General features: G+C 66.8%; 15 protein-coding genes. 6 read left to right on the plus strand and 9 right to left on the minus strand.

Annotation, left to right across the window (positions count from 1 at the left end; translation table 11 throughout):
• The first annotated feature begins 221 nt into the window (after positions 1-221).
• Positions 222-473, plus strand: a complete 252-nt coding sequence (locus tag NA11_RS32145; protein WP_069165804.1) for a hypothetical protein — start codon at positions 222-224, stop codon at positions 471-473.
• 91 nt (positions 474-564) lie between these two features.
• On the opposite strand, the gene NA11_RS32150 is transcribed toward NA11_RS32145, so the two are convergent.
• Positions 565-1,680 (minus strand): DUF4189 domain-containing protein, encoded by a 1,116-nt coding sequence (locus NA11_RS32150; protein WP_141717952.1) that lies wholly within the window; start codon positions 1,678-1,680, stop codon positions 565-567.
• Positions 1,681-1,914: 234 nt separating this feature from the next.
• Here NA11_RS32150 and NA11_RS32155 point away from each other — a divergent pair, with 234 nt between their 5' ends.
• Complete coding sequence (locus tag NA11_RS32155) at positions 1,915-2,457, plus strand: hypothetical protein (protein ID WP_141717953.1); 543 nt, start codon at positions 1,915-1,917, stop codon at positions 2,455-2,457.
• A gap of 19 nt (positions 2,458-2,476) precedes the next feature.
• On the opposite strand, the gene NA11_RS32160 is transcribed toward NA11_RS32155, so the two are convergent.
• From NA11_RS32160 to NA11_RS32175, 4 genes are all read right to left on the minus strand, one after another.
• Positions 2,477-3,751, minus strand: a complete 1,275-nt coding sequence (locus tag NA11_RS32160; RefSeq protein WP_167837776.1) for a HAMP domain-containing sensor histidine kinase — start codon at positions 3,749-3,751, stop codon at positions 2,477-2,479.
• 29 nt (positions 3,752-3,780) lie between these two features.
• Positions 3,781-4,482, minus strand: a complete 702-nt coding sequence (locus NA11_RS32165; RefSeq protein ID WP_069165808.1) for a response regulator transcription factor — start codon at positions 4,480-4,482, stop codon at positions 3,781-3,783.
• Positions 4,483-4,528: 46 nt separating this feature from the next.
• Positions 4,529-5,911, minus strand: a complete 1,383-nt coding sequence (locus tag NA11_RS32170; RefSeq protein WP_245746320.1) for an alpha/beta fold hydrolase — start codon at positions 5,909-5,911, stop codon at positions 4,529-4,531.
• Between the two features lie 280 nt (positions 5,912-6,191).
• On the minus strand, positions 6,192-6,788 hold the full coding sequence (locus NA11_RS32175; RefSeq protein ID WP_174567760.1) for a hypothetical protein: 597 nt from the start codon (positions 6,786-6,788) through the stop codon (positions 6,192-6,194).
• Between the two features lie 321 nt (positions 6,789-7,109).
• On the opposite strand from NA11_RS32175, the gene NA11_RS32180 reads away from it, so the two are divergent.
• Both NA11_RS32180 and NA11_RS32185 read left to right on the plus strand, forming a co-directional pair.
• Complete coding sequence (locus NA11_RS32180) at positions 7,110-7,940, plus strand: S1/P1 nuclease (RefSeq protein WP_069165810.1); 831 nt, start codon at positions 7,110-7,112, stop codon at positions 7,938-7,940.
• Positions 7,941-8,098: 158 nt separating this feature from the next.
• Positions 8,099-8,569: a hypothetical protein gene (locus NA11_RS32185; protein WP_069165811.1), complete on the plus strand. Its 471-nt coding sequence runs from the start codon at positions 8,099-8,101 to the stop codon at positions 8,567-8,569.
• A 26-nt stretch (positions 8,570-8,595) separates the two neighbouring features.
• Here NA11_RS32185 and mraY read toward each other — a convergent pair whose 3' ends face one another.
• From mraY to NA11_RS32200, 3 genes are all read right to left on the minus strand, one after another.
• On the minus strand, positions 8,596-9,672 hold the full coding sequence (mraY, locus tag NA11_RS32190) for a phospho-N-acetylmuramoyl-pentapeptide-transferase (RefSeq protein ID WP_069165812.1): 1,077 nt from the start codon (positions 9,670-9,672) through the stop codon (positions 8,596-8,598).
• Between the two features lie 231 nt (positions 9,673-9,903).
• Positions 9,904-10,500 (minus strand): dihydrofolate reductase family protein, encoded by a 597-nt coding sequence (locus NA11_RS32195; protein WP_069165823.1) that lies wholly within the window; start codon positions 10,498-10,500, stop codon positions 9,904-9,906.
• Positions 10,501-10,557: 57 nt separating this feature from the next.
• Complete coding sequence (locus NA11_RS32200; protein ID WP_069165813.1) at positions 10,558-11,469, minus strand: LysR family transcriptional regulator; 912 nt, start codon at positions 11,467-11,469, stop codon at positions 10,558-10,560.
• 97 nt (positions 11,470-11,566) lie between these two features.
• On the opposite strand from NA11_RS32200, the gene NA11_RS32205 reads away from it, so the two are divergent.
• Complete coding sequence (locus NA11_RS32205; protein ID WP_069165824.1) at positions 11,567-12,382, plus strand: aldo/keto reductase; 816 nt, start codon at positions 11,567-11,569, stop codon at positions 12,380-12,382.
• A complete protein-coding gene (locus tag NA11_RS45905; RefSeq protein WP_167837777.1) occupies positions 12,379-12,552 on the plus strand; it encodes a hypothetical protein in 174 nt (57 codons plus the stop codon). Before NA11_RS32205 ends, NA11_RS45905 begins: the two co-directional genes overlap by 4 nt.
• Before the next feature lie 9 nt (positions 12,553-12,561).
• Here NA11_RS45905 and NA11_RS32210 read toward each other — a convergent pair whose 3' ends face one another.
• Positions 12,562-12,975, minus strand: coding sequence for a hypothetical protein (locus tag NA11_RS32210; RefSeq protein WP_069165814.1), 414 nt, complete (start codon positions 12,973-12,975; stop codon positions 12,562-12,564).
• Positions 12,976-13,169 lie beyond the last annotated feature (194 nt).

The raw sequence follows: 13,169 nt of genomic DNA on the forward strand, positions 1-13,169 counted from the left end.
GCCGCCCGGTCACGACGGTGTTTCCGGATCGGCGCGGACGGACTTCGATGATTGATCTCGCCGACCGCGATTAGATCGCTGGATTTGGGTAGATCTTCAGGTGCATCACATTGTGCTCGTTTTCCCGGGTCGTCCGCTGCCCGCTCGCCGAGCGGACCCGTGGCGGCCCGCAGCAGACACCGGCCGTGCGGCCGGGTCATGGCCAGGAAAGGAGAACTGTCATGTACCGCAATCGGATCGTCGCCCTCCTGGGTGGCGCTGTGCTCGCCGGCGCAACGGTGCTCGTCGTGAGCGCACCGGCCGACGCGACGCCGAAACCGAACTGCCAGACGTCGATCACCGCGGGCGACGGCGAGAACGCGGCGGCGGTCGCCGCCAGGGGCGGCGTCGATCTGCCGAAGGTGATGGATCTGAACGTCGACCTCGACGCGAACGCACCGCTGGCGGCAGGCACCGCCGTGTGCATCGCCTGATCTGGACAGCGCGAAACGCCTTGTCCCGGTACGCATAACGGCGTCACCCGCGGCCATCGCCGCGGGTGACGCCGTGCCGGTCGTTGGTGGGCTAGTCCTTAGCGCACTTCGACCAGAACTCGAACGGGCCGCGCACGTTCCAGTTGTTCTGAGCCGTGGCCTGGGCCTTGTTCTGCGCCTCGGTGACCGTCGCACCCCAGGCGGAACCCCAGCCGTTGTTCTGGCCGAAGGCCATGGCCACACAGCCGTCACTCGACCAGACCGGCTCCTGGCAGCCGCCGCCACAGGCGGTCAGTGCCTGGAGCGAGGCGACTTCCTGGCCGATCGAGCTACGCGCCCAATGGACTTGGTTGGTGGCCTCGTTGTAGGTGGCGGCGATCCAGACGCTGGCCGGCTTCACCGGCGTGGCGGAGGTGGTGGTCGGGGACGTCGTGGTTCGCCTGGTGCTCGGCGCTGAGCTCGTCCCGGTTCCGGGGGGCGTGCCGAGCTCCGAGGGCAGGCTCAGGATGCTGGAAGCGATGACGCTTGCCTCCTGGTCCCGGTTCTTGGCGTTGGACTTGATCACCTTCAAGCCGATGATGCCGCCGATGACGAGCAACGCGACCAGGATCGAGCCGATGATGCCGAGGACCTTCTTGCCTGCACCACCGCCGCCCGAGCCGGGTCCGTGCGGACCGTGTGGCGGCGGAAAGGGCGGTTGACCGTGGCCGCCCTGGAAAGGCTGTCCGTAGGGATCGTTCGGTCCCTGTCCATACGGTTGGCCTTGCTGGTAGGGCTGGTTCTGCGCGTAGGGCTGACCGGGGCCCGGTGTGTAGGGCTGCGCATACGGCTGGCCGGGACCCTGCTGGTAGGGCTGCTGCTGGTACTGCGGTGGGTACTGCTGCGCGTTCGGGTGGTAGGGCTGGCCGTACGACGGATCGGGCTGACTCAACGGGTTGAGCTGGGTCGGGTCCGCCTGATTGACCGGGTTGAGCTGGGTCGGGTCCGCCTGATTGACCGGGTTGAGCTGGGTCGGATCCGCCTGATTGACCGGGTTGAGCTGGGTCGGGTCGGCCTGACTGAGCGGGTTGAGCTGCGTCGGGTCGGCCTGATTCACCGGGTTCAGTTGCGTCGGGTCCGTGCGCTGATGGCCGGGGCTCTGCCCGTCTTGTGGTGGCCAGCCCTGCTGAGCTCGCGGATCGTTCGGCTGCCCGGGTGGGTATGACATGCGCCCCCGCTGTCGGTCGTCTCGATTAAGGCCGAGTAAGAGTATCGGGTTGATGCGACATCGGGTGCCCCCGTCAATGGGGGCACTGGTACCAGTATCCGAGGCGTTCGGCACGAACCCGTGGCACGACGTGCATGTCTACCGCGGGTGCGCGGGTGGCACATATATGTTCGTATGGCACGTATTTCCTGCCACCGGTCGTGCAGAAAGCGGGGCGCGATGCACTGGGACCAGATGACCGCCACGCCCGAAGACCTTCGGGAGCGCGCGACGCGGGCGCGCCGCGGTGTCGGGCAGACGGGCGTGCTCGAGGCAATCATCGACGCGGCGTACGGCACCTGGCTCGGCGCCATCGGCATCGATGGCCGCGGCACCGTGGAATTGCGGATGCATCTTGCCGGGCGGTATCGCCTCACCGTCGTCGTCACCAGCGCCGGAAAACTCGATCTCGTTCAGTTGATCGGCCCCACCACCGAACACGTGTTGTCGCCGAAGCCGTCGGCCAGGCGCGGCTGGGACAACACCCAGGAGATGCCGAAACCGCCAGAGTGGCTCGACTACGTGGTCGGCTGGGTGATGCTCGCGAACGAGGAAGTGGATCAACGCGCGGTGATCGAGTGGCGATTGTCCGGCGCGGATCGCAAACTCGCCGCGATGGACGACACGATCGACAGTCTGCGCGCCAGTCTGCTGGAACGCGAACAACTCCGGGCCGAACTGGCGGCCGAGGTCGCGGGGCTCCAAGCCGAGCTCGAGTATCTCGGCACCGACGATTGACGGTGGGGCCGCGGCGGATTCAGCTCTTCGGCGGCAGCTGGAAGCCCACTTCGGCACCGCCGTCCGGGTTTTCGGCGGCGAAGACGGTGCCGTGGTGCGTGGTGATGATGTCGTGGACGATGGACAGCCCGAGCCCGGATCCCGGTGTGGAGCGGGTGGTTTCGGCGCGGTAGAAGCGGTCGAACACCGCGTTCCGGTCGGCAGGATCGATGCCGGATCCCTTGTCGCGCACCGAAAGCCGGGTCTTGCGCACGTGGATGTGGATCGGGGTTTCGGCCGGGCTGTACTTGACGGCATTGTCGAGCAGGTTGTCGACGCACCGGGACAGTGCTTGGGGTCGTGCGACTACCGCGGCCGGATGGTCGGTGGTGAGGGTGATGGCGCGGCCGGTGCGGCTGCGGAAGCGTTGGGCGCGATCCTCGGCCAGTTCGACCAGATCGACCTCGGCGGCCGGTTCGGCGGTGTGCTGGTCGGTGGCGAGGTCGACGAGCTCGGCGACCAACGCGTCCAGCGCCTTGGCTTCCTGGACCAGCGTGTCCAAGACCTTGGTCTCGTCCTCGGGGCTCAGCTTGCCGCGCGCGCGTTGCAGCAGTTCGGCACTGCCGCGGACCGAGGTCAACGGGGTGCGGAGTTCGTGGCTGGCGTCTTGGACGAGGCGCTGCTGTTGCATACGTGAATAGCGCAGCGCCGCAAGCATGGTGTTGAAGCTGTGGGTGAGATCGCCGACCTCATCGGTGCCGGACCGGGGCAGTGGCGTGGTCAGGTCCTGGGTGTCGCTGATCCGTCGGGCTGCTGCGGCCAGCCTGCGCATCGGCCGGAGGATCCTGCCGATCATCAGCCAGCTGAACAGTGCCGCGGACAAGGCCGCGATGAGGGTGACCCACGTTGTGCTCCAGAGGAATTCGTCGTCGACGCGCTCGACCTCGGCGTAGTTCTGGCTGACCATCACCGCGCCGCCGTTCGGGCGGGCTTTGGTGAGGACCCCGTAGGTCACGCCGTCGACGACGATGTTGTTCTCGGCCGAGCCCTGACCGGCGCGGGCGATCGCACGGTCCTCGTCGGTGACCGGAATCGGCGGACGTCCCGGCGTCAACGGCTGGACGGTGCCGTCGGGGAGCACCAGCTGTTCGGTCATGTCGGGCCGGACCGGCAGCGGTGCCGCAGCAGTGAGGATCGCCAGCACCGTGTCGGCCCGATCGGTGAGACCGCGATCGACCTGGGCCGCGACCAGCGGGGCCACCGACTGGTATGAGCTGATCATGGTGGCGAGGATCGCGGCGACGATCGCCGTCACGGCAACGACAGTAATTTTGGTGCGCAGCATCACTTGGCCCGCACCGTGAAGCCGACGTTGCGCACCGTGTGAATCAGCCGAGATTGCCCGTGCTGCTCGGTCTTTCGGCGTAGATAGCCGATATAGACGTCGAGCGAACGGGATTCGGTGTCGAAGTCGTATCCCCAAATGTGCTCGTAGATCTGGCCTCTGGTGAGGACGACGCGTTCGTTGCGGAGCAGCAGCTCGAGCACCTCGAACTCGGTGCGGGTCAACTCGATCGGCTGCCCGCCCCGATGCACCTCCCTGGTCGCCGGATCCAGGGTGAGGTCGGCGACCGCGAGAATCCCGCTGTCGGCCGGAGTGTCGGGTGCGCTGCGCCGCAGCAGGGCGCGGATGCGCGCCAACAACTCTTCGGTGTCGAACGGCTTCGGCAGATAGTCGTCGGCGCCCGCGTCGAGGCCGGCCACCCGGTCGCCGACCTGGTGCCGCGCGGTGAGCACCAGGATCGGCAACCGGTCGCCGCGGCGGCGGAGCAGCCTGCACAGCGACAGTCCGTCCAGCCGCGGCATGACCACATCCACCACCGCCAGATCGGGACGTTCCAGCTCGAGCAGCTCGAGCGCCTGCTGCCCGTCCTCGGCGACCCGCACCTGGTATCCCTCGAAGCGCAGGAGCTGGTCGAGGGTGCTGCGGACGTTCGGGTCGTCCTCGACGACGAGCACCGACGGCGCGGGTAATGCCGATTTCATGGGATCATTCTGGCTAGCAGTGGTGGTAGTCATGCGGGGAGGCCGGTCAGTTCGTGACGGGCGTCACGGCGATCGGCGGGATCGTCGGCACACAGTCGGTCTTGGGCGCGGCGCCGGTGCGCACGAACTCGCCGACCATGCCGACCACGCAGCCGCTCGGTTCCAGGTCGGGCACGTGGCCGGTGTTGGGGACCGAGACGAAGGTCGAACGGGGGAACTTCGCGGCGACCAGCTTGCCGTTCGCGTCGGGGGTGATGGCGTCGAGATCACCGGAGAGCACCAGGACCGGCACGTCGGGCATGGGGGTGCGCACCTGATCGGGGCGCTGGTGCTGCGGGATGCCAGGCCAGCGGATGCATGCGTCGCCGCCGTCACGCTGGGCGGCGCCCCAGCCTTCCGCGCTGAAGGCGCCGAGGCCGTTCGGTGCGAGCCGGGCCAGCGCCTCGTGGTACTGCTGTTCCCGTTGCGGGACAGTGGCATCGAGCGACCACAGTTGCGCGTAGTCGTTGCAGGCGACGGCGATATAGGCGTCGATCTTCTCGTAGGCGGGCTCGGACGTGGTCGCGGTGACGAACGCGCGCAGACCGGTGTCGTCACCGCGCGCCGCGGCGTGCAGAGCGGCGGGCAGCATCCCGAGCGGGGTCAGCGTCTCGGGTTGCGCGCCGACATTGCTGGTGGCGGCCTCGAAGATGAGGTTGCCCAGTTTGCCTTCGGTGAGGAGCACCGGGTGCGTTCCGTCGACGGTGATCGGTGCGGTGCGGAGTCGCTCGGCCACCGTGCGCAGGTTCGCGACTGCCGCGTCGCCGTCGCACACCTGGTTGCGTGCGCAAATGCGTTGCAGTGTCAGCGATACCGCTTCGGCGTTGGGGCGTTGGGTGCGGTCGAAGTCGGCGGGGTAGGCGCCGGTCAGCACCATCGACTGGACGCGGTCGGGGTGGCGCTGGGCGTAGACCGGCATCAGGTAGGTGCCGTAGGAGATGCCGTACAGCACGAGCTTCGGGATGCCGAGCTGTGCGCGCACCGCATCGAAATCGTCTGCGGTAGCAGCCGATGTGTAACCCGCCGCCTTCGGGCCGAGCTGTTCACCGCAGCGGGCGACCGTCTGCAGGTTCTGCTCGCGGGTGCCGAGCTGGTACTCCTGTTCGTCCGCGCCGCAGTCCAGTGGGCTCGAAAGTCCCGTCCCGCGTGGGTCGATCAGCAGCAGGTCGTGATCGTTGAGCAGGCCTTCGGACAAGGCGACCGCCTCAGCGGCGTGCGAAATCAGTGGCACCCCTGGTCCGCCCGGATTCGGGGTGATCGTGCCCGCCGCGGGAGCATCGGTGTTCGTGCGGCGCACGAGCGCGTAACTCACGTCGACAGTGCCGAATTCGGGCTTGTCCTGCACCAGCGGACGCTGCACTGTGCCGCACTCGACCCCGTGACCCGCCACCGTCGGGCACCATTCCGTCTGTGCCGTTGGACTACTCGGCTGGTCGCTGCCACACCCCGTCAGCAGTCCGCCGAGTGTCGAGGCCGCCAACATCAGGCCTATCGATGACCGCACCACACCACGCATCTCGCGAACTCCCTCTTCCCTCACACTCCCGGCACTCGCCGGGTGTTGAAAGAGATCGTGCGCAATCAACGTCAAAGCGAGGCCAGCTGAACGGCAAAGGTGTGTAAGAATTCGCCGGGACCAACAGATCGCCTGGTCAGCGCGCCAAAACTGGTCAGAACAGTGACTGTGCTTCGGCCGCCAGCAGGAATCCGTGGCCATCGACGTCGCAGCGGACCCCGGCCTGGGTCGAGGTGCATGCGGCGCCGCGGACGACGAGGGTGGAGTCGTAGGGGAGGACCCGGCCGCCGCCCTTGCTGCCGCCGTCGATGGGGCTGCCGACGTACACGCCTTGGCTGAAGCAGCGGAATTGCGCTGTCGTGCCGTTGATCTCGGCGCCCACAGTTCGATTGGGCCGAGTTCCGCAGTCGGGCAGGTCCGGTGGCACGACGGTCGCTTGCATCACCTGACAGCCGACGGTGGCGGCGCCTGCGACGTTGAAGCCGCACAGGATGTTTCCGCTCGGCGACTGGAAATAGAAGGCGTCGCCCTGTTGGTAGTCGCGGGCATCGACATTCGCGTTGTCGCGGGACGGTGCCGTCGGTTTCGCGGGTGCGGTGTTGCGGCCGGGTGCGGAAGGTTGCTGCGGGGCAGCCGACGTGGCGGGTGCGTTCGGCGGCTGCGCGCCGGGAGTGGTCGGTGTGCTGTTACCGCAACCGGCGAGACCTCCGACCGCCAGCACCGCCGCTGCTGCCAGCAGAATTGCCCTCATACACCGCCACCTTCCTATGCCCTGCCACCCGATGAACGCTGCCGACCGGTCGGCTCCCATGGCCCGCGGCGAGCATCACCGTAGCGGTCGGGTGTCGCCGCCCGCATGCCCTGAATTCCCCCGCTACGTCTGCGGGCTGATGGTCCTTGCGCCGTAGACCCACAGCGCGTCGACCTCCTCGTCTGCTGTTCAGGAGTCGTTCACCTAGCCCACCAAAAGGTATGGCAGCTTCTGGGGTCGCGCAGGGGGCGGCTGCACATCTTCCCCACCGCGCTGGTCCGCGAGAAACGTGTACGACGCTGCTCGAAAGGAATCTTCTCGATGCGAGGCAAAGTTTTGGTAGCGAGTGTTTGTGCACTCGCCGCGACACTGTTGGCTGTCCCGCCGTCCGCCAACGCGTGGGGTGCGCGGGGGCACAACGCCACCGGCACGATCGCCGAGATGCGGTTGAGCCCGAGCGCACGCACCGAGGTGAACCGGTTGCTGGCCGGCGAACCCAACCCCAGCCTCGCCGGCGTATCGACCTGGGCCGACGAGGTCCGCCAGAACGATCCCGAACTCGGGAAGCGTTCGGCCCCGTGGCATTACGTCAACATCGGGGAGAACGGGTGTGTGTACGACCCCGCCGTCAACGGCAACAACGGTGACAACGTGGTCGAGGCGATTCGAGTGCAGACCGGGATCCTCGCCGACAAGAGCAAGTCGGATGCCGAACGCCGCCAGGCGCTGAAGTTCGTGGTGCACTTCGTCGGTGACATCCATCAGCCCATGCACGCAGGCTATGCCCGCGACCGCGGCGGTAACGAGTTCAAGGTCGACTACCTCGGCCGCAACACCAACCTGCACTCGGTGTGGGACAGCAGGATGCTCGAAACCCGCCCGGCCAGTGGGGAAGTCGACCGCCTGCTCGCCCTGCCAGCACCCAACCTCTCCGACAGCGACCCGGCCCACTGGGCCCAGGACAGCTGCCGCATCGTCGAACGCCCCGGCGTCTACCCCGCCTCCCACACCATCGGCGACGAATACACCCAACAATTCCTCCCCGTCGCCGAAAGCCAGCTGCGTCTCGCCAGCGAGCGCCTCGGCCAGCTCCTCAACGGGGCTCTCGGCACCGCTGCCCCCGGCCCGCTGACCGGCAGCGCGGGTTCCTAACCGCCACAGTCTCATTCGGCTCGCGCCGAGTGTTGCGACGCCGATGAGGCCCAAGCCCGGGTTTCATCGGCGTCGCGCTCCGGGGACAAGGATTTCGCTGCGGATCGGCTGCGCGGGTAGCGTCGCTCGCGGCGAGGTCGGTCAGAGGGGACGGAGGCATGATGGTGTCGCTGGGGCGGTGGTGGCGCTCCGTCACCTGCTGGCGCGTGTTGACCCTGGTCCTGGTCGCGTTGCCAAAGGTGGTCAATACGCAGTTCCCGGAGCTGCCGGACAGCGACGCCTGGGCGATCGACAGCGGGGACACGGCGTTCGGGGTCTACCTGTCGCCGCCGCCGCTGCTCGAGCAATGGCTCGAATATGTCGCAGAGTCCGGCCTCGTTGTGCTGCTGCCCGCAGTCGTATTCGTGCTGCCGCGCAGGTATTCCCGGCTCGGAACGCGCTGGGCCACAGGTATTCTGGCCGTTCTCGGCGCGGTAGGCGGATATCTTGGGATGTCGTCGCTCGAACACAGCGCCACGCCGGTATCGGGTTTGCTGTTCATGTCGCCGTTCTACCTGCTGGCGGCGGGTGCGATCGTGCTGAGTGAACGGCAGCACCGGCCCGAGACGAGTGAGCCCGCGACGAGCTAGCGTTGGCCCGAGGCAGCGCACATCGGCTATCTGGCGACGGCGAGGTGTTCGTTGTAGAACAGCATGAGTCCTGCGGCGGCGGCGATCGCGGCGAGTAGCCAGAAACGAATGCTCACTGTGGTTTCGGGCCAGCTGCTGAGTTCGAAATGGTGGTGGAACGGGGCGGTTTTGAAGAGGCGTTTGCGGGTTGTGCGGAAGACGATGATCTGCAGGAGCACCGAGAGGATTTCGGCGACGAACAAGCCGCCGACGAGCGCCATCAACAGTTCGGTGCGGGTGGTGATCGAGAGACCGGCGAGCAGCCCGCCCAGTGCGAGTGACCCGGTGTCGCCCATGATGATTTTCGCGGGAGCGGCGTTCCACCACAGGAACCCGATGCAGGCGGCGCCTGCCGAGACACACACCAGCGCCAGATCGAGCGGATCACGCACGCTGTAGCAGCCCGCGCTCGGTGTGGTCGAGCACGCATTCGTGTACTGCCAGAACGTGATCAGCACGTAGGCGCCCAGCGTCAGGCCCATGGATCCGGCGACGAGGCCGTCGAGCCCGTCGGTGACGTTCACCGCGTTGGACCACGCAGCCACCAAGAAGACGACCATCACCACGAAGAGGATGGGCGCGAGCGACAACCAGGGCAGATCCCGCACGACTGAGACGTGCCGACTGGCCGGGGTCAAGCCGTTGCGGTCCGGGAATTGCAGGGCGAGCACGCCGAAAACGATTGCGGCACCGAACTGGCCGATGTACTTGCCGGTGGCGGTGAGCCCGAGGTTTCGTCGATTGCGCAGCTTGATGAAGTCGTCGAGAAACCCGACTACACCAAGGGCCGTCGCCAGCCCGAGGACCAACAGTCCGGACGCGGAGACGCCGGGTGCGTCGTATCGTAGCCCGATCACGTGGGATCCGAGATATCCCGCCCACATGCCGATCAGGATGGCGATCCCGCCCATGGTCGGAGTTCCGCGCTTGGATTGATGACTTTGCGGTGCTTCGATGCGGATCTCTTGGCCGAGATCGTGGCGCTTGAAGAATCGAATCAACCACGGTGTCAACATGATCGACACCACTAAAGCGATCATCGCCGCGAAAAGGATCTGTCTCATCCGTCCCCCTTGGATCAACCACCGAGTCGATCGGCTCGACCGACCGCACTACCCAAACCGGTCCGATGCTAGCGAAACTCGCGAGTTCGAGGGGCGACGCTGTCGGCGGGCCAGGCGCTCACGCCGGCTCGCACCGACTCCTGTTCCACGAGTGGCACATGGCTGCGGCAAAGTGCGAGAGGACCTCTCCGTGGTGTGCCACTCGTGGGCGTCGGGTGCGAATTTGTCTGGTTACCGGGCTGTGAAGGCGTGCAGGGTGGGGCGGTAGACGAGTTCTTGGGTGCGGCCGTCGAGGGTGCGGGTTTCGAGGAGTTCGAGGTCGAAGTCGGCTGCGCCGTGGAAGATCGGTTCGGTGCCGCATTGGCCGGTGATGACAGGGAAGACGGTGACCTGGATGCGGTCGACGAGGCCCGCGGCCATGAGTGCCCGGTTCAGGGAGAGGCTGCCGTGGGAGCGCAGCGGGACGTCGGATTCCTTTTTGAGGCGGGCGATGATGTCGACGGCGTCGCCGCTGACGACGGTGGCGTCCGGCCAGTCCAGTGGGTCGTGCAGGGTACTCGAGATCACCGTCGCAGGCAGGTTCCGCATGCGGGTGACCCAGGGGTCGCGGACGTCGGAATCCTCGGTGCTGTCGGCCAGCATCTGGGCGAAGGCGCGATAGGTGGTGGCGCCGAAGACCATTCGTTGGTCCGCGGCGTAGAGCCCGAGCCGGTGCTCGAGCAGTTCGGGGCCTTGTTTGCCCCAGTAGCCGCCCCAGTCGCCGGGCTCGCGGTACGAGCCGAAGCCGTCGAGGCTGGCGAAGATGTCGTAGGTGTAGGTGGCGGTCACGGTGTGCTCCTCTGGGTTGGTCGGGTTCACAGAGGCAGACCGGGCACGAGCGCGAAACTAATCGCCGGTGGGTCGGCTCAGCCTGGACCGGCAGTGGCGGACCAGTGCTTCCACGGTCGCGGTGATGGCGGGGTGGGAGGCGGCGGCGGTTCGCCACAGGGCGTAGATATCTCGGGTGGGCGAGGGCGTTAGGGGGACGAAGCGGACGGTCGACGGGGCGGGTTCGCGGCCGAGGCGGGGGATGAGCGCGATGCCGAGATCCGTTGCTACCAGCGCTAGTTGGGTGGAGTGCTCGGACGCTGTGTGCGCAATCCGGAGATGTGTCGGCCCGAGTGTGGTGGTGAGCCAGTCGTGGCAGATCTGATCCGACGGCCAGGTGATCCAGGCTTCGTCGCGGAGGTCGCCGAGGGTGACGGTGTCGCGCACGGCCAGCGGGTGGTGGGCAGGTAGGGCCACATCGAAGATGTCGTGGGTCAGCTGCTGCCTGGAGAGGGTGTCGGGCAGGCGGAGGCGGTTGTCCTGCCAGTCCTGGACGACGGCGATGTCCAGGCGGCCGCGGGTGAGGGCGGGGATGGCCTCGTGGGGTTCCTGTTCGGTGAGCGAGACCGTGAGATCGGGATGGGCGCGCAGGTCGTGCAGGACGGCAGGAAGCAGCCCGCGTGCGGCGGTGGCGAAGGTGGCGATGGTCAGATGGCCCGCGACAGCGCCGCGATGCGCGGCCATGGTCGCCTCGACATGTTCGGCGTGCGTGAGGAGTTCGTCGGCGTGGTCGGCGAGCCGCTGTCCTGCCTCGGTCAATCGGATGCCACGGCCTTGCCGTTCGACGAGCGACTGGCCGATTTCGCGTTCGAGCCTGCCGATTTGCTGAGACACCGCGGAGGTCGTCACGTGCAGCGCGTCGGCGGCGCCGACGATCGAGCCGGTCGTGGCGACCGCGCGGAGGACGCGTAGCCGCTCCAGGTTCAACATCGTAGTGATGCTACGGAATCAGGTTCAGAAAGAATCACTTTTTCTTATCGATCAACCGGCGCAGCATGAGATCGTGCTGAATCTGAACGACATCGCCATGACGCTCACCATCGGCGGCGATATGCCGGTGCATCGGCTCGGCTTCGGGGCCATGCGGCTCACCGGGGGCCCGGACCGGTCGACGGGTATCGAGATCGCCAGGCGGGCAGTCGAACTCGGGGTCACCTTGATCGACACGGCGGATTCGTACGACCTGGGGGACAACGAGACGTTGCTCGCCGAAGCGTTGCATCCCTATCCGGAAGACCTGGTGATCGCCACCAAGGGCGGTCAGGTGAATCTGGGCCGCGCGTGGATCCCGCTCGGTAGGCCCGAATATCTGCGGCAGCAGGCCGAGTTGAGCCTGCGCCGCCTGCGGGTGGACTGGATCGATCTGTATCAGTTGCATCGGATCGACCCGGCAGTGCCGCTCGCCGACCAGCTCGGTGCGCTGCGAATCCTGATGGAGGAGGGCAAGGTTCGCCATATCGGGTTGTCGGAGGTGAGTGTCGGTCAGCTGGACGAGGCTGCGGCGATCGCGCCGATCGCGAGTGTGCAGAATCGATACAGCGTCGCCGATCGCGCGTCCGAAGACGTGCTCGACTACTGCGAACGGCATGGAATCGCTTTCATCCCTTGGCTTCCTGTCGCGCGCACGACAACGCAGGCCGATGATCCCCTCGCCACGGTCGCCGCACGACACGGCCGCACGCGCACGCAGGTCGCCTTGTCGTGGCTGCTGCATCGCTCCGCTGTCATCGTGCCGATTCCGGGCACCTCCACGCGCGCCCATCTCGAGGAGAACGTTGCGGCAGCCCAGCTTTCACTCAGCGTCGACGATATGGAGCTGCTGTCCACGATCGCGCCGGGATGAGCGATGTTAGCCTCGGTCGGCCGAGAGTCAGCCCGCAGAACGGTTATCTCGACGCTTGGCAACAGGGCTCCGACGGCTACCACCAGCTCTACAACGTGCAGAACCTGTCCAGCGCGGGCATGGGCAAACTGTATGTGTGGAACGCGGACGCGCCGCGCGAAAGGCCGTGAGCTCGGCGATCAGGTGAAGTCGTGCCCGGTGCCGCTGTTGCCGTCGCACGAGCTGCCGACCCCGGGTATGCCGAGCCTGCTGACCTCGACCACCGAGATGTACTCGGCGATCCGTCCGTCCTCGTACCGCTGGATCGATCGGATGGTGTATCGCCCCAGCCAGACTGGTTGCCATTTGGCAGACCAGCTGCCAGCGTCGATGGTGACCGGGCCGATCGGAACGCCGTCGACGTCGACGGAGGGTGTCGGGCTGGGCAACGCATCCCCGACCCAGACCGGATATTTGCACCCGGCCGCCGGGCCCAAACCGCCGGTGTAGCCGACCAGGATGTGGTTGTCGGCGGTTGCCGTCGCGCTGCTGAGCAGGGTGGTCAGCAGCGCTGCCAGCGACGCGATGCCGAGCTTTGCGAGAGGAACGCTCATGCTGAGTCCCTTCGTCGGTGTGGATCACGTACACTTCAGCTTATACAGACCGGTCGGCATTATTAGTGCCCGCTGCCGCCGTGACGGCGGTCAAGAAAAGCCACCCGCTATCGCGCGCCGCCGAAGTCGGCACCCCTTGTGTGAAATCCGCACCCTCTCCGCGGATCCGCACCCACTCTGGGCTGTTGGAACCG

It is taken from the genome of Nocardia altamirensis NBRC 108246, from assembly GCF_001612685.1.
GTDB lineage: Bacteria > Actinomycetota > Actinomycetes > Mycobacteriales > Mycobacteriaceae > Nocardia > Nocardia altamirensis.